General features: G+C 50.6%; 14 protein-coding genes. 9 read left to right on the top strand and 5 right to left on the bottom strand.

The genetic code is table 11. The features are described from left to right. The first annotated feature begins 44 nt into the window (after positions 1–44). From AC2215_RS04020 to AC2215_RS04050, 7 genes are all read left to right on the top strand, one after another. A complete protein-coding gene (locus AC2215_RS04020) occupies positions 45–5,705 on the top strand; it encodes a CHAT domain-containing protein (protein WP_486808667.1) in 5,661 nt (1,886 codons plus the stop codon). Positions 5,706–6,108: 403 nt separating this feature from the next. Further along, positions 6,109–6,372, top strand: coding sequence for a response regulator transcription factor (locus AC2215_RS04025; RefSeq protein ID WP_486808668.1), 264 nt, complete (start codon positions 6,109–6,111; stop codon positions 6,370–6,372). Positions 6,373–6,595: 223 nt separating this feature from the next. Further along, positions 6,596–6,904, top strand: coding sequence for a DUF6812 domain-containing protein (locus AC2215_RS04030; RefSeq protein WP_486808669.1), 309 nt, complete (start codon positions 6,596–6,598; stop codon positions 6,902–6,904). 58 nt (positions 6,905–6,962) lie between these two features. Beyond that, complete coding sequence (locus AC2215_RS04035; RefSeq protein WP_486808670.1) at positions 6,963–7,298, top strand: hypothetical protein; 336 nt, start codon at positions 6,963–6,965, stop codon at positions 7,296–7,298. Positions 7,299–7,411: 113 nt separating this feature from the next. Beyond that, positions 7,412–9,868, top strand: a complete 2,457-nt coding sequence (locus AC2215_RS04040) for an ankyrin repeat domain-containing protein (protein ID WP_486808671.1) — start codon at positions 7,412–7,414, stop codon at positions 9,866–9,868. A gap of 43 nt (positions 9,869–9,911) precedes the next feature. Continuing rightward, positions 9,912–10,709 carry a Uma2 family endonuclease gene (locus AC2215_RS04045; protein WP_486808672.1) on the top strand — a complete coding sequence of 266 codons (798 nt, stop codon included), beginning with the start codon at positions 9,912–9,914 and terminating at the stop codon, positions 10,707–10,709. 7 nt (positions 10,710–10,716) lie between these two features. Beyond that, the gene (locus AC2215_RS04050; protein WP_486808673.1) at positions 10,717–12,102 is read left to right on the top strand and encodes a serine/threonine protein kinase; all 1,386 of its coding nucleotides are present in this window, start codon (positions 10,717–10,719) and stop codon (positions 12,100–12,102) included. A 43-nt stretch (positions 12,103–12,145) separates the two neighbouring features. On the opposite strand, the gene AC2215_RS04055 is transcribed toward AC2215_RS04050, so the two are convergent. Together AC2215_RS04055 and AC2215_RS04060 are read right to left on the bottom strand one after the other, a co-directional pair. Beyond that, entirely contained in the window at positions 12,146–13,705 is a 1,560-nt protein-coding gene (locus tag AC2215_RS04055; RefSeq protein ID WP_486808674.1) for an NB-ARC domain-containing protein, read from the bottom strand. A 34-nt stretch (positions 13,706–13,739) separates the two neighbouring features. After that, positions 13,740–13,883 (bottom strand): hypothetical protein, encoded by a 144-nt coding sequence (locus tag AC2215_RS04060; RefSeq protein ID WP_486808675.1) that lies wholly within the window; start codon positions 13,881–13,883, stop codon positions 13,740–13,742. A gap of 457 nt (positions 13,884–14,340) precedes the next feature. Between AC2215_RS04060 and AC2215_RS04065 the strand changes: the two genes are divergently transcribed. Next, positions 14,341–16,137, top strand: coding sequence for a proline--tRNA ligase (locus AC2215_RS04065; RefSeq protein WP_486808676.1), 1,797 nt, complete (start codon positions 14,341–14,343; stop codon positions 16,135–16,137). Between the two features lie 229 nt (positions 16,138–16,366). Next, positions 16,367–18,391 (top strand): methyl-accepting chemotaxis protein, encoded by a 2,025-nt coding sequence (locus AC2215_RS04070; protein WP_486808677.1) that lies wholly within the window; start codon positions 16,367–16,369, stop codon positions 18,389–18,391. Positions 18,392–18,587: 196 nt separating this feature from the next. On the opposite strand, the gene AC2215_RS04075 is transcribed toward AC2215_RS04070, so the two are convergent. From AC2215_RS04075 to AC2215_RS04085, 3 genes are all read right to left on the bottom strand, one after another. Continuing rightward, complete coding sequence (locus tag AC2215_RS04075; protein ID WP_486808678.1) at positions 18,588–19,868, bottom strand: TldD/PmbA family protein; 1,281 nt, start codon at positions 19,866–19,868, stop codon at positions 18,588–18,590. 139 nt (positions 19,869–20,007) lie between these two features. Then, positions 20,008–20,877 (bottom strand): Tab2 family RNA-binding protein, encoded by an 870-nt coding sequence (locus AC2215_RS04080; RefSeq protein WP_486808679.1) that lies wholly within the window; start codon positions 20,875–20,877, stop codon positions 20,008–20,010. A 411-nt stretch (positions 20,878–21,288) separates the two neighbouring features. Further along, positions 21,289–21,690, bottom strand: coding sequence for a pre-16S rRNA-processing nuclease YqgF (locus tag AC2215_RS04085; RefSeq protein ID WP_486808680.1), 402 nt, complete (start codon positions 21,688–21,690; stop codon positions 21,289–21,291). Positions 21,691–21,721: the final 31 nt, after the last annotated feature.

The following is a 21,721-nucleotide window of genomic DNA, read 5'->3' on the forward strand; positions in this document are numbered from 1 at the left end:
CCCACACCCCACACCCCACACCCTCTAATGGCGGCTTCGTAGAAGTGTCGGGGAAGCAAAATCTGATTTTTGACGGAACGGTGGATTTGAGCGCTTCTGGGGGGAATGTGGGGACGCTGCTGCTCGATCCGACGAATATTACCATCTCCAACGACCCCACCGATCCGGCGACGGTGGATGGGTTTTTGCCTCAGATTTTTGCGGGGGATTTTGATGGGGAAGATATTACGATCGACGCCGCCACTCTTGCGAGTCAGACGGGGAATATTCTCCTGGAAGCCACCAACGATATTACCCTCGCATCGGGCGTATCTTTGAACTTTGCGACGGGTGGAACGATCGCCTTTACCGCCGATTCGGATAATAGCGGTATTGGCGCATTTGTGATGAATTCGGGCAGTTCGATCGATACCAACGGTCGATCGCTCACTATTCTCGCCGGAGATGCGATCGAGATCGAGAATATTACCACTGTTGGCGGAGAACTCACCCTCACGAGCAATAATGGCACCATCGATACCACCAATGGCACCATCGATACCACCAATGGCACCATCGATACGACTGATACCGCAGGCAGTCTCGTGGCTGGTGCCGTGACGCTATCGGCATCGGAGGATATCTTTACTGGGGAGATTAGCACGGTTGGCTTGTTGGCAGGAGATATTACCCTCAGCAGCAACAACGGCGGTGTCTATACCCACTTCGGAACCCTCAATGCCAATGGCGATTTTGGTGGTAGTGCTGGCACGATCGCCATCGATGCGGAACTCGATATCGTCACGGCAGATATTACCGCAGATGGGGCGACAGCCGGACGGATCGATCTAGTCAGTCGCAGTGGCAATATCGATACTACGTTCTTCACCGTCAGTGCTTCGGGAGAATTGGGTGAAATTAATTTGCTCGCCGCCAACAACATCATCACTGAGGATGTCAATGCTGTTGGCAGCGATTTTGGTGGGAGTATTACCCTAGAATCTCTCAATGGGGATATCGACACCACCCTTGGGACTTTGGATGCTTCGGGAGATTTGGGCGAAATTAATTTGCTCGCGGCTAACAACATTATTACTGGGGATGTCAATGCTGTCGGTCTCGATTTTGGTGGGAATATTACCCTAGAATCCCTCAATGGGGATATCGACACCACCTTTGGCACTCTCGATGCGAGTTCGGGTTTTCTGGGGGGAGATGTCACCCTCTCCGCCACGAACGATGTGTTTACCGGTCCGATCGATGTTTTTGGTAGTGTTGCCGACGGGAATCTGAGCATTACCGCTCAAACGGGCAATATCGAAATTCAGAATATTACGATCGCCGATGGGGGGACGGACGATCCCTTCGTACCGCCGCCTTCTAACCCAGTCTCCGATGCAGATTTGGTGAGTACCTTAACGGGGAACGTTCAACTCGAAGCCCACAACGATATTACCGTCAACGAGGCGATCGTCTCTTCGACCTTATCGAGTTTGGCATTTAAAGCCGGACGCAATATTTTTCTGAATGCCGATATCGATACCTCCGGCGGCAACGGCGATATTACCTTGCAAGCCAACAACACCGATCTCGATCTGACGCGGCGGGAAGATGGGACGGGGAGTATCGTTCAGGCGGCAGGAACGAGTATTAACGCCGGTAGCGGGAATATTGTCGTCGAACTCGGCACTCAAGGGGATGTGGGGGAGATTCTGCTACCGGATGTTAATACCACCGGAACTGTGAGTGTCGATTCCCACGGGGATGTCTCCCTCGCATCTGAGAATCCGCTGAACGTTGCAGACGTTTCCCTTTCGGGCCAGGCAGATTTGTCGGTGGTGACTCAAGGAGATCTGACGGTGACGGGAACCATCGATCTCCAGGGAGATGCGACGGGGAATATCGAGCTTGAAAGTACGGGGGCGATCGATGCAAGGGGCAGCAGCATCGTCAGTTCCGGCAACAACTCCGGCAATATTACCCTAGAAGCCGTTGGAGACATCACCACTGGAGAAGTGGCCACCCAAGGGGACGCCAATAGCGGCGATATTACTCTAATCTCAGCAACGGGAAGTATCGATACCACCGCCTTGGGAAACCCCGACGGAATATTAGCCAATATCGATTCGTATTCCGCCAGTGGGGATGGCGGCAATATTACCCTGTTGGCGGATGGCGATATTACCACCTTTCAACTGTTATCCCTCGGGCAAAACAATAGCGGCGATATTAGCGTCATCAGCACGAACGGCAATATTACCACCTCTGTCCATCCCGATTTATTCGGAGAGTTGGCAATCGATTCCTTTTCCTTAGATGGAGACGCGGGAGATATTACGCTCCTAGCATTTGAGAACGTCACGACAGAAGATATTAGTGCTTCTTCCATCAATGGAGACGGCGGCAATCTTGACTTTGTCAGCGGCGGCAGCATCATTACCGGAAGCGTGAGTACATTTTCAGAGCAAGGCGCGGCCGGAAGTCTTCTCCTCGATGCGTTTGGAGACATCATCACCGAAGAACTCAGCGCGTTTTCCGATACGGGAACCGCCGGTTCGATTTCTCTGGCAAGCGGCGGCAGCATCGCCACCTGGGAACTGAGTACATCCTCAGAACTCGAATCGGCCGGTAATATTCTCCTCGAAGCCGTTGGGGATATTACCACCGGACAGATTGTCACCCGAGGAGACGTTCGGAGTGGCGATATTACCCTCACTTCTACCGACGGAAGTATCGATACCACCGTCTGGGGCAACATCGATCTGGAATCGGCAAATATCGATTCGTTTTCCTTCAGCGGGGAGGGTGGCAACATTAACCTATCGGCCACAGGCGATATCGTCACCGCTCAAATTAACTCCCAAGGACTCACCAGTAGTGGTGATATTACCCTCACGTCCACCGATGGAAACATTACCAATGCCGTCGATCCCGATTTGTTGTTGGGTTTGGCGATTAATTCCCTATCCGAATTGGGGCAAGCGGGGGATGTGACGCTCTCGGCAAACGGAGACATTACCAGCGGACAAATGGTGACTCAAGGAGACGTTCGGAGTGGCGATATTACCCTCACCTCTGCCACCGGAAATATCGATACCACTGCCCTGGGCAACCCCGAACCGGGATGGGCGAATCTCGATTCTTTTTCCCCGAATGGAACTGGCGGTAACGTGACCCTGTCCGCAGATGGCGACATCACCACCTTTCAAATCGTTTCGGAAGGGGAAAACCAGAGTGGCGATATTGCCCTCACCAGCACCAACGGCCACATCACCACCTCCGTCAATCCCGAGTTATTTGGAGATGCGGCGATCGATTCGGTTTCTTTCAACGGCACTGCCGGTAGCGTTACCATCGCGGCATCGGGCGACGTGGCCACGGGGGATATCGCCTCGCAATCGCAAACGGGGACGGGGGGAGATGTCCGCGTCACTAGCCGCAATGGCAACATTGTCACGGGAGATATCGCCACGTTCACCCAAGAAAATGGCGATGGGGGAAGTATTACCCTCGAGAGCAATATAGATGCGGATAGTTCCATTACCACGGGCGATCTGCAAACCGAATCGGTTTCCGGTCAGGGCGGAAACCTCTCACTGACGGCATTTACCCGCATCACGACGAACGATATCACCACCTTTAGCACCCTCGATAGCGGCGATATCGACATTCGGATTCTCAATCCCGAAAATGGGGAGATTGCCACGGGAAACATCACAACGGAAACGACGGCCGGGGTGAGCGGAGATATTGCCGTCAATGGGTTTAATATCGCCACGGGAAATATTAGCTCGATCGGATCGACGGGTTCTGGGGATATTACCATCGAGGCTGGGGGAACAGTGACAACCCTCGACATTGCTACGATTACCGAAACTGGAGACTCGGGTAATATCGATATCGACGCGGTGGGAGATGTTGAAACTGGGGATATTACCTCCAGCGGCGGCGACAACAGCGGCGATATTGAAGTCACCAGTCGCGACGGTAGCGTCACCACCGGGGATATTACCAGCGAGGCGGGAACGGGAACGGCGGGGGATATTACCGTGGAAGCGTCTGGAGATATCGATACCGGGGATATCGTTTCCGTGGGAGGTGAAGCCAGTGGAGATATTGAAATTGGCAGTACCGATGGCGAAATTAATACTGGAGAACTAATAACCGAAACTGGGGATGTCACCATTAACGGAGAAGTGGTGGGAGAACCGCAGACTCCTCCACCCCCGACAGCGCTAGGAGAAATCGATCGAACGCCAACAATACCGGTAGATGACACTCCCCAGGTGCAACCGCAACCCCTCAATCGCGCGCCAGTTCTCAGCATTCGGGAAGAGATCGCCCAAACCATCGCCCGCGATAGCAGTCTCAACCCGGCCGTGGTGGTCAATACCCGAATCTCGAAAAAGATCGATCGCGATCGCGCCCGTGAAGACTCCGCCACGACAACCGAGCGAACTTCGGAACTCGTGGGCAACTTCGATGTTCTGGGCAATCCGTCCGTTGGCATTGACATGGGCGAAGTGGCAGCACTCGAACAGCAGCGAACTAACGAATATGCGGCGTATTTCGGACGAGATGGCGGAGATCGAGATGTTTCGATCGTCAATACCCAAGAGGCTTTAGCTCAAATTGCCGCACAAACGGGCAATCAGTCAGCAGTGGTCTATATCACCCTACTCCCCGAGCAAATTGAACTGGTGCTGTTGACGCCCAATAGCGCTCCCATCCGTCAAGTGGTTGCCAATGTCCGCAAAGAGGAGGTGCTCGCGACGGCCAAGCAGATGCGCCGTTTTCTGACGCATCCGCGCTTTCAGGATTCCGATCGCTATTTAGAAAGCGCCCAACAACTCTATCATTGGCTGATTGCCCCCCTCGAAGACGAACTCGCCGCCGCCGCTACCGATACTCTGCTATTTTCCATGGATGAAGGATTACGCACCCTCCCGGTTGCCGCACTCCACGACGGAGCGCAATTCCTGGTGGAAAACTACAGCTTCAGCCTGATTCCCAGCCTCAGCCTGATCGATACCCGCTATCGATCGTTGCAGAATACCCAAGCCTTGGGAATGGGGGCCAGTACCTTTGAAACCCTTAATCCCCTACCGGCCGTTCCGGTGGAACTCTCCACGATTACCGAGGAAATTTGGCAAGGAGAGGCGTTCCTCAACGAAGACTTTACCCGCGAGAATTTAGTCACCCAACGGCAAGAATTTGCTTACCCGATCGTCCATTTAGCCACTCACGGAGAATTTCAATCGGGGGATCCGAGCAACTCTTACATTCAACTGTGGGATGAGAAGTTGCGTCTCGACGAACTGCGACAGTTGGGTTGGGATAGTCCAGCGGTCGAATTACTCGTGTTGTCCGCTTGCCAGACTGCCGTGGGAGATCCGCAAGCCGAGTTAGGATTTGCCGGGTTCGCGGTGGCTGCCGGGGTGAAATCGGCAATGGCGAGTTTGTGGTACGTCAGCGATGAGGGAACCTTAGCGCTGATGACGGAGTTTTACAGCCACCTCACCCACTCCAAGATTAAAGCCGAAGCCTTGCGGAAAGCACAAATTGCCATGATTCGCGGTGAGGTGAGCGTTGAAAGCGGTCAGTTGCGCGGTAGGGGAATACGCGGCAGCATTCCCCTACCGCCGGGACTGGCACATTTGGAGAATACCAATCTCTCCCATCCCTATTATTGGTCGGCGTTTACTACTATTGGTAGTCCTTGGTAAGGAACGTCAGTTTTGGATAAGACTGTTTCCGGTGAGGGCGGGGAATGGGGAATGGGGAATGGGGAATGGGGAATGGGGAATAGGGATGAAGTACTTTGCTCCCCAGCAACCAGATGTGGCCAGTGTTGTCGCTTCGCTCATCAAGAGGCTTACCGACCGCCCGAACCTCACCCAGAGTCGGCATCCCGTCGACGTCGCTTCAGCAAAACTGACATTAAGGATGGTCAATTATCTATTATGTCGGTAAATCAGCATTCAGTCATCAAAGATCGGTCTAAACCGACTATTTCTAGCTGTATCTTCGAGCGGTTGTCTTAATGTATTTACGTAGTGCTTAGCGCCCTCTCTACAAATTTATTTTCCTATACTTGTACAAATAAACAATGTTCGATATTGATTTGTCATGAATTACCCTTTTAAACCAGAGGTACAACTGGAGAAAACTCTTAAACTATCATCCTATGTGAGTAAGCGTGAGGGTTTGGAGAATACGCCTCTACTCAATGTTTTAACATCCACCGAGCAAAAAGTGGTCAATTATGTTGCTTGCGGTATGACGAATCGAGAAATTGCGCAAGAAATGAATGTCAGCCAACGCACCATTGAAACCTGCGTTTCCAATATGCTCGCCAAAATAGGTTTTAGGGACTTGCGGAGAAATAAATAAGGTACCTACCAAGTCGAATAAATTGTATAGCGTTGCTCATATAAGTAGGAATACGACCCCGATCTTGAAGGTTTTTCAGTTTTCTCGAATCTAATACCGTGGTATCTCTCATCGGTGAGTTCACCGGTGAGTTCAATGATGAGTTCGCTACTGAGTTCAACGCTGAGTCCGTCGTCGAGTTTTCCTTCTCGATAATAAAAATATCGAAGGAAGGAGAGAAACTATGAACGTCACGATCGAAGGAACTCAGCAAAAAATTCGAGTCTTCTTAAATGACGGCACGCAAATTCTCGGGACAGTCTTTATTAAGGGTTATCGGGCGCGCTTGTCTGACTTAATCAACAATTCTCAACCGTTTCTAAATCTTGCCAATGCGAAGTTATCGGGCAAAGATGGCATCGTCTCTTATCCGTTTCTTTGTCTGAACAAGCAAAGCATTCACTCAGTTGTGGAAGAATCAACAGCTCGATCGCAAAATACTCAGGAAAATATTAAAAGGATGGCTTCACGCCAAGAGATCGAACTGAATTAGGGTTTGAGTTTCAACGCAGTCTTCAAACTCACTCATCTACCGAATTTTGTCGAGCACCATGAATACTTTGAGATTACGCGAACCGCTCAACTCATCGAAAAAAATTGCGGCGATCGTCTTATTGGGTTTAATGAGTCAGAGCGTGCCATTCTCGGTTAAATTCGCACCGCCGATTTCTGAAACTTTTCCCCAGTTAACCTCAGATTTTGAGCCACCGACGACGGGTTCCCCAAGCGATCGCCAAGATGCGGGAAGTCAATGGCAGTATCCGGAATTTGAAGCATTTTTAGCCACTGATTTCTTTGATGGAGATGGCAGACCTCACCCGGATAATCGTAATGGTGGCAGCAGTCGAATTCGCAAGCTTTTACCGCATTTAATGATGGTTTCTTAGAGCAATATTGACGATTTGAATCAAATTTGCATAAAAGTACTTTAAAATCCCGAAATCAAAATAGGGAGAGCATTTGGGAGAGCCGATCTTTCGCTTGAAGCTAACGCAACACCATGAACGCACCACATCAACCTGGAGAGATTGTAGCCGATCGCTATCGCATCGTGGAAACCCTCGGAGAAGGGGGAAACGGCATCACCTACAAAGCTGAATCCTTAAAAGAGAGTCACCTTGAAGAGGGTAAACATGACGAGGCTCAATTTGACAAAAATCGATACGTTGCCCTCAAAGCCTTGTCCCTGCGGCACATGGAAGATTGGAAACCCCTGGAACTCTTCGAGCGAGAAGCGCGGATTTTGCAGCATCTCAACCATCACCACATCCCCCGCTATCTCGACTATTTTCACGTCGATACCCCCGATAATCGTGCCTTCTATATCGTCCAAGAACTGGTGGAAGGGCAATCCCTCGCAGCGATGGTGGAGAAGGGTTGGCGCACCAACGAAGCGGGGGTACGGCGCATCGTCATTCAAGTGTTAGAAATACTGGTCTATTTACAGGATTTAAAACCCCCCGTCATTCACCGAGATATCAAACCGCAAAACCTAATTTGGGGAAAAGATGGCAAGATTTTTCTGGTAGATTTTGGGGCAGTTCGAGACACCTACAAGAGTACCTTGGCGCGAGGGAGTACCGTGGTGGGAACTTTCGGATATATGGCTCCCGAACAGTTTCAGGGTCAAGCGGTTCCGGCAACGGATTTATATGGATTGGGTGCGACGGCATTATTTTTATTAACCCATCGTTCGCCAGCGGAATTACCCGAAGAACGGCTGAAAATTAGTTTTCGATCGCGAGTACAAATTAGCGAGAGTTTTGCTGATTGGTTGGAAAGGGCGATCGAACCGGATGCAGGCGATCGATTTTCATCGGCGCAGGAAGCCTTGGGTTTGTTACGGGGAAACGTTGTTGTGGGGAAAAGGCGATCGTCTTTTCCGTTCGCTATTTTATCTGGAATTGGGGTCGCCGCGCTCGCTGTTGGGATAATTTTAAATTCTTTCCAGTATGCCATTTTAGAGCTGATGGGATTTACACCCGATATATGTGATGCTGCTAGTTTGGGTAATACAAATTTAATTAAAGATTATCTCAACAGAGGCGGAAACCCAAATGTGAGATTGGAGGGCGATCGATCTCTGCTGGACTGTGCCTTAGAAACTGACGAGCTAGACCTCGTTAAACTGCTGCTCGATCGAGGTGCAGATATTAATGCGAAAAACAAACAAGGTGATTCTCTCCTTCATCTTGCCTTTAAAACTCAGCAAAAAGATTTGGTAAAACAGCTAATAAAATCAGGTGCAAATATAAACCTAGAAAATAAAGATGGATATATACCACTCCACTTTGCAATGGGTCATAATTGGAGGGATATTGCAGATTTATTACTCGATTCTGGAGCAAAATTGGGTGAGAACGAGCTGAATGCAGGATATTACATGGGGTATACTTTGCTACATCTTTCAATTTTAAATGATTGGCAAGACTGGACAAATATTCTAGTTGAAAAAGGATCGAATGTAAATGTAGTAAATAGTAAAGAAGAAGAGATTACACCTTTACATTTTGCTACAGTATATAGTCGATCGGATACGATCCATTTTTTGATTGTTAAAGGTGCAAACGTAAATGCAAAATCTTTTGGCTTGTCTTATTATAATTTTAGTGATACGACTTCTACTCCATTAAGTTCATTGCTGGGTTTTAAATATGGAATTCCTGGCATACGAATTCTTCCAGGTCGAAATCCAGAAAATATAGAGTTAGATATACCTGTTGCCGATCGACTTTCTACAGCTCAGCTCTTAATCGATGCTGGTGCAAATATTGATTTTAGACCTTATGAGAGTCGAACATTACTGCATATTGCAGTACTAGAAAAAGATCGAAAAATTTTAGATTTTTTGATTAAAAATAATGCCGACATTAATGCATTAGATGCAGAGGATAGAACTCCTTTAAATCTATTTTTAGAACGACAATATCGTTCATCGAGCGTCGATTCGATCCGACAGTCGGAAAATTCTATTTTAGATTGGGTTTCGTTAATCATCGCAAATAATGCAGATGTGAACATTCCAGACAAATGGGGGTTTACACCCATCCAACACGCAATTTTAGCCGATCGAGAAAAAATCGTACGCTTTTTATTACAAAAAGGTGCAAAACTCGATCGACAAAAACCTTTTCATAACATACGATTGTATCGCGCACTTTTAAAAAATAATGGTTTTTATACTAATTCTAAAATCATGTCTCAATTAATTTTGGGTGGAGCCAATGTAAATACTACGGATGAGCAAGGTATTACTCCCCTAGATCTAGCTAGAGCAATGGATAGTGAAAAAATTATATTGATGCTCCAAAATCATGGCGCGATAGATTCTGGCTTGTGCAAAAATATGGGACATCCTATTTATCGTGGTGAAGAATATACAGGAAAGATTCAAGTTGTTTGTCATGGGAAAAAATCCGTGTTGGAGCTTACACTTGATAACCATAACTTCAACTAATCGATCGCCCAAGCTAAAATAACCCTAAACTCCCCTGATCGCGATGATTTCTCTAACGGCCAACACTCAAGTCACCTGGGAAAAACTCCCCGATGATTTTGTTTTACCCGACGATCCCGTGGATAATATTAGTCAGCCTCTTTTAGCGATGGCGCTCACCGATAGCCTCGGTGCTGCCGGAAAACTTTCGGAAACCACTCTCACTCCCACCAACTACGCCATCTGTGCCACTCTCGATGGCAAGTTCGTTGCTAAAGCACCCGATTGGGCGTTTATCCCGGAAATTTGCGTCTCCCGTCAAGAAATCGATCGCAGTTACACCCCCCACCTACAAGGGGAAATTCCCAGCATCGTCATGGAATTTCTCTCGGCAACCGATGGCGGGGAGTATTCCACCAAACCCACCTATCCCCCAGGAAAGTGGTTTTTCTACGAGGAAATTCTCCAAGTTCCCTACTACGTTATTTTCGATCCCGATAACGGAGGGGTAGAAGTCTATCGCCGCAACGAGTCGGGTAACTATAAATTGCAAACCTGCGATGAAACCGGACGGTTTCCGATTGCATCGATGGAACTGAGTTTGGGGGTATGGGAAGGAACGCGAGACAATCGCACGGGTTACTGGCTGCGCTGGTGGGATGGAGAAGGAAATTTGCTGCTGTGGGGGTCGGAGTTAGCCGAACGGGAACAACAACGCGCGCAACAAGCGGAGTTGGCACTACAAGCAGAACGAACCCGCGTCGAACAAGAACGTAATCGCGCCGAACAAGCTGAATCCGAACTCGCAGAACTCCAACAGCGCTTACGCGACGCGGGAATCGATCCCAATACTTTGAGTTGAGATCGATATGGCAGCGCAACACCAGCCAGGGGAAATTATCGATAACCGCTATCGCATTCTCCATTTCTTGGGACAAGGGGGTATCGGTACGACTTATGCGGCCGAACATCTGGAAACAGGGGAAAAAGTAGCGCTTAAAGCCGTTTCTCTGCGCCAAGTAGATGACGTCAAAGTGCTCGAACTCTTTGAACGGGAGGCGCGAATTCTGGCACAACTCGACCATCGGGCAATTCCTCGCTATGTGGATAGCTTCCAAGCCGGAAAGCGCCGCCGTCGGGTGTTTTATTTGGTACAACAGTTGGCGGAAGGTTTGTCGTTGGCAAAGTTAGTGGAAATGCGCTGGCATCCCGATGAAGCAAAAGTCCGACAGATTGCCGAACGAGTGTTAGAAATTCTGGTGTATTTGCAACAACTGACTCCTCCAGTAATCCATCGAGATATCAAACCGGAAAATATTATTTATCGCGCTGACGGACAGCTTTTTTTGGTGGATTTTGGCGCAGTGCAAGATGTCTATCACCATACCTCAACTGGAGGTAGTACGGTAGCGGGAACCTATGGCTATATGGCTCCCGAACAGTTTCGGGGTAAAGCCGTTTTAGGGACGGATTTGTATGGGTTGGGGGCAACTCTTATTTTTCTGCTGACTCGGACATCACCTACGGAGTTGCCACATCATAAGTTAAAAATCGATTTTCGAGCGCACGTCCGCATTGAAAAACGCTTTTGCAATTGGATCGATCGCCTCATTGAACCTGTTACTGAAGATCGATTCCTCTGTGCCCAAGAAGCTTTAGCAGTACTACAAGGCAAACCCGAGTTCGATCGTCGCACGAGCATTCCTCAAACTCAAAGACCAACGAATAGTCCGATTACAGTCATCAACGATCGCGATCGATTACATGTCGAAATTCCACCAATTTGGCTGCGTAGTCCTCACAGCCGTTTATTTGCGCTTTGTCCGGCTATTATTGATGGTATTCTACTACTCATGCTATGGATAACTGCGATTTCTAGCTACATTATGACCTCTGCGGGTTTGATTTATCTGAGTCTCTATGGATTGTTTGGATTGGGTCTGTTTATTCAATTTTTAAGGGGTGCTATTTTTCGTTGTATTTTTAAACTCGATTTTAACAAATTCGCATTACAATTTTATTTTTTCGGATGGCGCTATAAAATCATTCAAGGAAAAACTAAAGAGATTATAGGTATTAAGTTAAAACCGATCGGGTTATCGATGAATAAAGCCCCGATTACCGTGTGCGTGCTGCAGTATCGGTTACATCAATATCGCTTCGGCTGCTTCCTCACGGAAAAGGAAAAAGAATGGTTGGTTGCGGAAATTCGAGATTTTCTGGCACATTCGAGTGCATCAATTTTTAAAAAGTAAACTACGATACAGATAAATACATCGAGGTTTATTTTAAAATCATTCAATCTAAAGCTTTCAAAATCAGTCGAAAGTTGTCAGCCATATATCCCATCGCTCCAGACTCTCTCCCCTCGAATAAAGGTAAAATCTCACTCAACTCTTCAGCGATCGCCCTATCCTCACACCCAAACATCGTTTGTAAATTTTTTATCAATCGCATCAAAACTCGATCGCAATTTTTTTCATGTTTCACAAGGGCATGACGTTTTAGAACTTGGAACCCTTGAAGATCTTCAGTTTCTAAAACTTCGTCGATTTCATCTAAGGCGCGATCGACAAATTCTTCAAGGACGTATTTCTTCACCAAAGGTTGCAGCGTAAATAAAACCTCAGCCTCTTCTGTTGTTTTATCCAACAGCGATCGCCGTTCCAACGAAACCAACGCTTCTAAAACTTGCGATCGCGCCGGAGGTAACAGTAAATCCTCGTAAAGTCGAGTCAACGGAATTGGTTCCCCCTCGATCGCCAGCCAATAGGCTAACTCTTTTTCCAGGGGGGAAAGACGGTTGACGTGTTGCTTGAGTAACGTTCGCAGGCGATCGCCCAACACGAGTGTATTTTGACTTAAAAACTCCGTGACGTTGCCGTTAAAGACTTCCCGAATCATCGTCGCAATTGTCTTAATCGCCAGGGGGTTGCCAGCATATAACTCAATGAGTTTCGCCAATCCCGATTCCTCCCCCGTAAATCCTTTAACCATCAATAACTTCTGGGCGCTACGTGCATCTAATCCCGGTAATTGTAGAGAACGAACGGGTAAGGTTTCACCTTCATAGGCGGCAATTTCTCCCAGTTTCTCCCGGCAGGTGAGCAGTACGCAGCTTTGATGGCGATCGCTTCCGATTCGCTTCAATAAATCGCCATATCCCTCGTATCCTTTCAGGTATTCACCGGTCGATCGGCGGCGGGATTTTCCTTTGCCCTCTCGACTGCTCAGAATTGCCTCCACTTCATCGAGCACCAACAAATAGCGTTGTTGCTGTAAATGCCCGATTAATTGAGAAATCCCCGGCTGAATTTCTTTCGATTCAAGGGTTTCCCGTCCCTCTGATAAAAATTGAATTAAACTATCTAATAATTGAGGAAGTGGTGGCGCTCCCAGGAGAGATTTCCAAATCAAACCATCGAACTTTTCCTGAATTTGGTCAACCAATCTCACCGCTAGGGATGTTTTGCCAATACCGCCAATGCCCAAAACAGCAACCAGTTTGCAATTCTCGCCAACGATCCACTGTTCGAGGCAAGCCAACTCCGTCGTTCGTCCGTAAAAATCGGCGATATCCGGTGCTTCTCCCCAGTCTTGGCGAGGTGAGAGGGAAGATGGCGGCATCGTATCGCGATCGACAATTTCCTGCCAAGCTTCAATCCCCACCGCCTGACAAATGCCGATTAAACTCTCCTGCTGGATGGGAATCTGCCGCCAAAATCGGCGAATTGTCGCTTGGGTGGTGTAGGCTTCCTCCCACCACAAGGGGGTGCGCGTTTTCGTCCATCCCTTGCGCTTCATGGCGCGTTCGACTATTTCCAAACCGCGATCGGATGCCCGCAGAGTTCCTGCCATTTTCCCCCTCGCCTATCAGTTCTGGGTTCTGCTCTCAAGTCACCCGATCGTATCTTATCTGGGGTGTGGGGGGTAGGGTGTGGGGTGTGGGGTTTGGGGTGTGGGGTGTGGGGTGTAGGGTGTGGGGTTTGGGGTGTGGGGTTTGGGGTTTGGGGTGTAGGGTGTGGGGTGTAGGCAAGATAATTTTTCGCCCGAGTGCAGCGCGGCACAACTAACAAACTCGCTCTCAACCGGCGAAAGCTACGTACCGTCAGCATTTTTAATTTTGCCAAACGTGAGCGGTGTCGGTTTGAGTCTCGTTCAACTTTTCAAGACGCATTTTTAATGACCCGTAGCGGCGCTAGACTCACAAAACTTTGAGATAATAATCCAACGTGAATTCCGGTGAAGCTGTTGGCGGTAATGCCCAGTCGGGCTGAGGTTCCCCGAAAGGGGATGGGATAGAAAGAGCAATTCGAGCTCCTTGAGATTGAGGTGGCGCGATCGAAAACTCAAATTCTGATTCACCAGAATCGACGATGATGCCTTTCTCTTCCCCACACCCTACACCCCACACCCCACACCCTACACCCCACCAAGCGCCAGACACTCTTATCCCAAACTGACGTTAATCCAGATTATCAAGGAAACCAGCGATGCGACTATCACAAATGCTCTTCGTTACCCTGCGCGAAGACCCGGCAGAGGCAGAAATTCCCAGTCACAAACTCTTATTGCGGGCGGGTTACATTCGGCGAATTGCCAGCGGTGTCTATGCCTACCTACCGTTGATGTGGCGCGTGCTCAAAAAAGTCTCGCAAATCGTCCGAGAGGAGATGGACGCAACCGGGGCCCAAGAATGCTTGCTGCCGCAGTTGCAACCGGCGGATTTGTGGCGGGAGTCGGGACGCTGGGATACCTATACCAAAGCTGAAGGTATCATGTTTTCCTTGGTCGATCGGCAAAAACGGGAAATGGGACTCGGCCCCACCCACGAAGAAGTGATTACCACCGTCGCTCGGGAAACCATTCGTTCCTATCGCCAACTTCCCCTTCATTTGTATCAAATTCAAAGCAAATTTCGCGATGAAATTCGCCCTCGGTTCGGGTTAATGAGAGGGCGAGAATTTATTATGAAAGATGGCTATTCTTTCCATGTCGATGAAGAGAGTTTAAAAGCGACCTATCGGGAAATGGATGGAGCTTATCGCAACATGATTCGTCGCTGCGGACTGGAATTTATCGCCGTCGAAGCGGATTCCGGGGCGATCGGTGGGGCGGGTTCCCAGGAGTTTATGGTACTCGCCGATGCTGGGGAAGATGAGGTGCTCTATACCGCAGATGGCAGCTATGCGGCCAACGTCGAAAAAGCCGTGGCGTTGCCTGCCGATGCGGAACCCTCGCCGTTTGCTGAATTTGCCAAACGAGAAACCCCCGGTACGGCAACCATTGACACTCTATGTGAGTTCCTCGATTGCTCTCCTACGCAAATTGTGAAAAATGTTTTGTATCAGGCGGTTTACGATAACGGCACGACAGTTATCGTACTCGTCAACATTCGGGGAGATCGGGATGTCAACGAGGTTAAATTGCAAAACGCCCTCACCCGAGTCGCCGATCGCTACGACGCCACGACGGTGATTGCCCTGACGGTTCCCGATGCTGAGGCTCAGACAAAATGGGCGGCAAAATCCCTGCCGTTGGGCTACATCGCCCCGGATTTAGGGGACGATTACCTCCGCTCCGATGCCAGTTTAGCGCCCCAGATTCTGCGCGTTGTCGATCGAACTGCCGTTGAGTTGAAAAACTTCGTTACTGGGGCAAATGAGGCGGGATATCACGTGGTGGGGGCGAATTGGGGTAGCCAATTTGAGTTACCGGAACTCGTCGCCGACTTGGATACGGCTAAAGCGGGCGATCGGGCGGCAAGTAACCCCAGCCAAATCCTGCAAACGGCCCGAGGTATCGAAGTGGGTCATATTTTCCAACTGGGCACGAAATACTCCACGGCGATGGGGGCAACCTATACGAATGAAGCGGGAGCAGAGCAACCTTTGGTTATGGGTTGTTACGGTGTGGGGGTCTCTCGTCTGGCTCAGTCTGCAGTGGAGCAATCCTATGACAAAGATGGGATTATTTGGCCCGTGGAAATTGCCCCCTATCACGCCATCGTCACCATCCCCAATATTAAAGATGCCAAGCAAATGGAAGCGGCCGAAACGCTTTACCGAGACTTGAATGCGGCCGGCATCGAAACCTTACTCGACGATCGCGACGAACGGGCCGGGGTGAAGTTCAAAGATGCGGATTTAATCGGCATTCCCTATCGAGTGGTGACCGGACGCTCGCTCAAAGAGGGTAAGGTCGAAGTCGTGGAACGGGCCACGCAAAATCGGCAGGAGATGGCGATCGAGGCGGTGGTTTCCACGCTTAGGGAATGGATCGGGCGTTGAAGACAGGCGAATGTGGGCGATCGGGGTTGGTTACAAAAGTGACCCCGCGAAGCATTGGGAAAATGTGAAACACTGTAGGGGGAGGCACCGGTACGCGACCGCGACCCACAATGCTGGTACGTTTCCCCATTCCTCCTTCCCGAGAAGTAGGGGTTAACGGCCGCATTCCCCCTACTTGTGACGAAAAGGGGGTGAATTTCCATCACTGCTCTATTGCCCGACTCAATTGATGAACTCGAAGGATATTTTCAGCCCGCGAGAACCCCCTCAAAAACAGGAAGGGAAGACGCTGCGCGCTCGAATGCTGGCAACGTTCTTGCCGATGGTACTGGTTCCTCTGACCCTAGCCGGGGGTGGGAGTTGGGCCCTGGTTTACCAGAAGGAGAAACAACAAGCCGAACAAGCCCTGCAAGAGCGCGTTTTGCTCGTGTCGGAACTGATTGAAGATATTCTCGATGACGGTTGGCGTATCTGCGAGGCGATCGCCAAAAATCCCGAAATCGCTAATGCCGCTCGGACTCGAACGGCAAAGGCCACGGAGGAAAAACTCGACGAACTCTCCATTGAAGCTCTCGAAAATCGGTTTGCGCGCACCAAACTCCTCCGTCCCAGCCAAAGCTTAAACGATTATTTGCGCGAACTCGCCACTCCGGGAGGATTTGCGGAAATTTTCATTACCGAACGCAACGGACTCAATATTGCCACAACCAACCCCACCTCGGATTTCGTCCAGCGGGATGAAACCTGGTGGCAACGGGGGAAAGCGGAAGGTCGCTGGATGGGTCGCCCTCAATTTGACACATCGGCGAATGCCTACAGTATCGACCTGATTCATGCCATTGTCGATCCCGGCAGTCAGGAATTTCTCGGGGTGGTGAAAGGGGTGTTCGGCACGGCGCAGTTCGAGCGATTGTTGACTTACTGGGACCATTTGGGGGTGACCGACTCGGAAGTTTTGCAAATTCTCGATCCGAGTCAAGGGGGCGTGCCAATTATTACCTTAACCGCTGAGGGGGCTAGTGGCGGAAAAGAGGTCTGGGGCGGTGACATCGCCATCAAACGGGCTTTGGCATTGGCAGCCGAACTCTCGGAAGCTGAAGAAGGCAAGACCGAGACCTCTGCCGAGCTTTCTTTAGAGATTATCGAACACCGACACGAAACCGGCGAAATCATCAAATTGACCTCATTTGTGGATGGCGGACGACGCTACACCGTCACAACCGTCCCGGAAACCAATTGGGTAGCGATCGCCTCCCTGGAACAGGCGGATTTAAAAGCGGCTGGCAATCGACTGGGGTGGGTGTTCGTTCCGATCGTTGCCATCTTGGGGGCGATCGCCGTGGTGGGAATCTCGATCGTCGCCCGCCAGCTATCCGACCCCCTCAAGGATCTTGCCAGCGTCGCCGATTGCGTGGCCAATGGCAATCTCGATATTTGCGCTCGACCCCACGGCAGCACGGAAACGATTCAGGTGGCGCGCAGTTTTAACAACACCCTCGCCCGGGTGAAACAATCCCTGGACGAAAAAGAGCAATTGCACGCTTCGTCGATGAACTTGTTGTTGGAGATTCAAGAAATTGCTAACGCCGTGCAAGAGGTTGCGGGAAACACCCAACAGGCTTCGTTTCAGGTACAAGTGGCCGATCGCACCGTCAGGGGGGCCGATGAATCGATGGATCGCACGGTGGCAGGGATGATGGAAATTCAAACCATCGTCGATACCACCGCATCCATCGGCGACCAATTAGGGGAAGTGTCGCAAAAAATCTCCCGCGCCATCGAACCCCTGGAAGATTTTGCCGCTCAAACCAACGTGCTGGCGTTAAATGCATCCATCGAAGCCGCTCGCGCGGGGGATGCGGGTCGGGAATTTGCCGTGGTGGCGAAGGAAGTTCGTTTCCTGGCTCAAAAATCGGGGGCGGCGATGACTCAAATCAAAGAGTTGGTGGAAGAAATTCAGCGGGAGACCCAGCAGGCGATCTCCGCGATCGAAACGGGACGCTCGCAAGTGGAGACGGGGGCACGATCGGTCGAACAAACCCGGGAAAAATTGACGAGTGCCACCATCGCCATCGCCCAAGTTCGCGACTCCATCGAGGCAATCGCTCAGTCTACTGCATTTCAAGCGCGATCGTCGGTGGTGGTCAGCGATGCCATCCGCAAAGTGGTTCGGTTAACCAACCATAAAACCGATCTGTCAATGACTCCGGAAACAACCATGCCGTACTTTGAAGACAAGATCGAAGATTGGTGATGAGTGATATCAAGTTCGGTTAAATACTGACAATTCCAGTTGTGGTGAGAATCGGGGGCTTCGGGAGCTTCGGGAGCTTCGGGAGCTTGGGAGGCTAACTTCTCCCTTGTCCCCTTGTCCCCTTGTCCCCTTGTCCCCTTGTCACCTTGTCACCTTGTCTCCGTGTCTCCGTGTCCCTTGTCCCCTTGTCTCCCCATCACCCCCGTCCCGTCACCGACAGTCCTCCCACGACGATCGAGGGGGTGTAGCAAGACCCGTTCCAATCGGCATCTCCCCCCAGGGCGATCGTTTCTTTGAGGGCGGTGTAGACATTACCGGACACCATCGTATCTTTGACCCGTCCCATCACTCGTCCGTTTTTAACCCAATAACCGAGGGCGACGTTAATGGAGAAATCCCCAGAAATTCCGCCACCGCTGCCGAGGATTTCATCGACGATCAGACCGTTATCGATTTGGGCGATCGCATCTTGCAGGGAACCGGTGCCGGGTTCGACGATAAAGTTGAACAGTCCTGGAGAGGGATAACTTTCCAATCCCGGTCGAAAGCCATTCCCGGTGCTACCGCTACCCAAACGACCCCCGATGGCTCGATCGGTATAAAACAGTTGCAGGGCGCCGTCTCGGACGAAGACGCACGATCGCGTGGGCATTCCTTCATCGTCGAAGGGACAGCTATAAGGCCCTTTTTCTGGATGCTGGGAGAGGGTCAGCAACTCGGAAATGACGGGTTCGCCGAGGCGATCGCTCCAGGGAGATGAGGTTTCGATAACCCGCTTGCCGTTTAAGGCGGCTTGCACCGTGCCCCACAGAACATCGGCGGCTTTGGCGGTAAACAAAATCGGCACTCGACCGGTGGGGGGAGGAACGTTTTCTTTGGCCCATTCCAGCCGCTGGAGAATTTGCCGGACGAGGTGATGCAGATCGAGGGTGTCTCGCTGGGTTTGACCGTCGGACACGTTTAATAAATCGTCTCCGCGCACCCATTCGGTTTCGAGATAGCTGCTGAGAGTCGTGTCGGTGTGAGCGCAATCCAAACCGGTGGAGTTGAGCAATCGGGTGGTTTCGATGTCGTATTCCCACTCGCCGTTGCAGAGGATTTCCGGGTAGGCCTCTCGAATCTGGGCGATCGCCTCTCGTCCCCATTCGATGAGCTGTTCGACGTCAACAGCCGTTCCGAGGTCGGGATATTTGACCTGGCGGGGTTCGGTCAAATCGAGGGTTTCTGGGGGGTTGAGGGCGCTGATGGCAATGGCGCGATCGACTAAATCCTGCGGATTCACCGCACCGTAAGCCACCGCTAACCCCGGTCGACCGGATTTCCACAGCCGCAATGCCGTCCCGTGACTTTCAGTACTTTCGAGTTGTTTGAGTCGGTTCGCCTCAAAATACACCGGTTTGGAAAGCGATCGCGACTCGAATATTTCCGCCGCCTCGGCTCCGGATTTGAGCGCCAGTTCTAAAATTTCTTCTACCATAAGCTCTGATATCGCTTTTCAAAGAGGAGCTGGGGGAGATAAGGGGACAAGGGGACAAGGGGACAAGGGGACAAGGTGACAAGGGAGAATTTAGCGCTCGTTGCCTCTGAAGCCTCCGAAGCCCCCGCAGCCCCCAGCACTAACCCAAATTGAGTTCTTGGAGCAGCCAAAACCCAGTAAAGGACTCGGAATTGGGGTCGGATTGAATGGCGAGAAAATGAACCCCGCGAGCGTCTTGCTTCATTTTCTCGAAGTTGCGGGCTTCGGCTTGGGTGGCGGTATCGACTAAATTTGCCAGAATCCAACTGTTATCGGCTCCGGTTTCGAGTAAGAGTTGAGGCCGCTCGCGATCGAGCAGTTTGAGAAAGCCCAACTCCAATCCGGACATCCACGCCGCTAGGGGGAAAGCACGAGCGGAAAAGACGATCGCCCCGGGAATCGGCGTACTGGGCTCCACACCGGCCAAAGACAGGGGAAATCCTTCGCCAAAGTCGATTTCCCATTCGGACATCTCGTCGAAATCCTTGGCGGTTAGGTTGACAAATGCCCACTGTTGACCTTGGAGGGCATCGGGCAACTGCTGGGGGACTGCGGGTTGGTAAAGTACCGAGGCGGAGGATGCGGCGGAGGCTTGATAGTTCGGCTCGTTGGGATATACCGTTTCCATCCGCTCGCGCAACCAACTTTCGAGGGCGATGGTGCGACGGCTGATTTTGACTTCGAGTCCCAAATCGTTACAGGCTTTGGTAATCATGTTGTTCATCTGCCGCCGGAAGAACCGAATTTTCATCGGTGGGGTGGGTGCCGCAGCGATCGCGCTTGAAAGTGCCTCCCCCAGCCAAATCGAATTGACGGTGGTGCTGGGGCAATACTGGGCGTAGCGAAATAAGGAATCCGCAGAACGATTGGTGGTCGTCGGATGTTCGCAAACTAAAAGTTCCCAAAGCTTCTTTTGATTCTCGTCCAATACCGGACGGGAGTAAAAATCGATTTCCCAAACAGTTCCCATGCGCTACAGCTATCTTCCCATCAGCGATTTCAATTGAACGAGACTTCCACGGCGGACACTAGATATGCCCATTACCCATTCTATTTACCGGTACGGATAGTGGGTTGTGCGTGGATTGGCCGAAGTCCCATCTAACTATCATACGCCGGTCGCGCTCGCAAATTGGCGATCGAGATTGAGGAGAGGGAGTGCTTCTCTATTTTTTTGATAAACGTACTAAAAATAGATATATTTACCCCTTGGAATTGATATTTATCATCATATCATCCGCTTGAAACCCCGCCAACTCGTGTCGAAAAAATTTTTGATTCTCAATAAACCGGGGGTATTCTCAGAAAAATCGGGGACGCGATCGAAATTTTTCAGATTGGGGTTCGCTTTTCCTCACCTTTTTTGTTCGGTATACCGAATTCAGCTTTCCGAATTCAGATATCGCTCGATCAGGAGGATGGCAACGATATCGTCGATCGGACGCGGGGGCGATCGCATACCTTGGGGAACCAGGCGCGAGAGACCTTTGGGGGGGTACATTTGCCAGTAGCGATCGCGAGCTTCCAGGGTGCTGTAGCGCTCGTCTACCATGGTAATCTCGATCGTCTCCGGCAAGGCAGCGGCAAGCTGTTTGCGCCAGGTTTTCGAGGTGGTTTGGTTCCCCATCACTAGGATGGCAACCTGATATTTCCGGCACAGAGAATCGACGATGTCGATCGCCTCGGGGGAGGGCACAACTTCGTGGTAGAGCAGTTCTCCCGCCTCAGAGCGAATGGCGACACCGCATTTATCGCGACCGGGATCGAAGCCTAGATAGTTCAAGAGGGTGTGGGGTGTAGGGTGTGGGGTGTAG

The sequence above is a fragment of the Zarconia sp. genome, from assembly GCF_057467645.1.

Bases quoted from the DNA above. Each gene is read 5' to 3' on its own strand.
- AC2215_RS04030 (WP_486808669.1), top strand. From the start codon at position 6,596: ATGAACGTCACGATCGAAGGAACTCAGCAAAAAATTCGAGTCTTCTTA.
- AC2215_RS04080 (WP_486808679.1), bottom strand. From the start codon at position 20,877: ATGGGAACTGTTTGGGAAATCGATTTTTACTCCCGTCCGGTATTGGAC.
- AC2215_RS04065 (WP_486808676.1), top strand. From the start codon at position 14,341: ATGCGACTATCACAAATGCTCTTCGTTACCCTGCGCGAAGACCCGGCA.
- AC2215_RS04055 (WP_486808674.1), bottom strand. From the start codon at position 13,705: ATGGCAGGAACTCTGCGGGCATCCGATCGCGGTTTGGAAATAGTCGAA.
- AC2215_RS04050 (WP_486808673.1), top strand. From the start codon at position 10,717: ATGGCAGCGCAACACCAGCCAGGGGAAATTATCGATAACCGCTATCGC.
- AC2215_RS04040 (WP_486808671.1), top strand. From the start codon at position 7,412: ATGAACGCACCACATCAACCTGGAGAGATTGTAGCCGATCGCTATCGC.
- AC2215_RS04045 (WP_486808672.1), top strand. From the start codon at position 9,912: ATGATTTCTCTAACGGCCAACACTCAAGTCACCTGGGAAAAACTCCCC.
- AC2215_RS04070 (WP_486808677.1), top strand. From the start codon at position 16,367: ATGAACTCGAAGGATATTTTCAGCCCGCGAGAACCCCCTCAAAAACAG.
- AC2215_RS04025 (WP_486808668.1), top strand. From the start codon at position 6,109: ATGAATTACCCTTTTAAACCAGAGGTACAACTGGAGAAAACTCTTAAA.
- AC2215_RS04035 (WP_486808670.1), top strand. From the start codon at position 6,963: ATGAATACTTTGAGATTACGCGAACCGCTCAACTCATCGAAAAAAATT.
- AC2215_RS04075 (WP_486808678.1), bottom strand. From the start codon at position 19,868: ATGGTAGAAGAAATTTTAGAACTGGCGCTCAAATCCGGAGCCGAGGCG.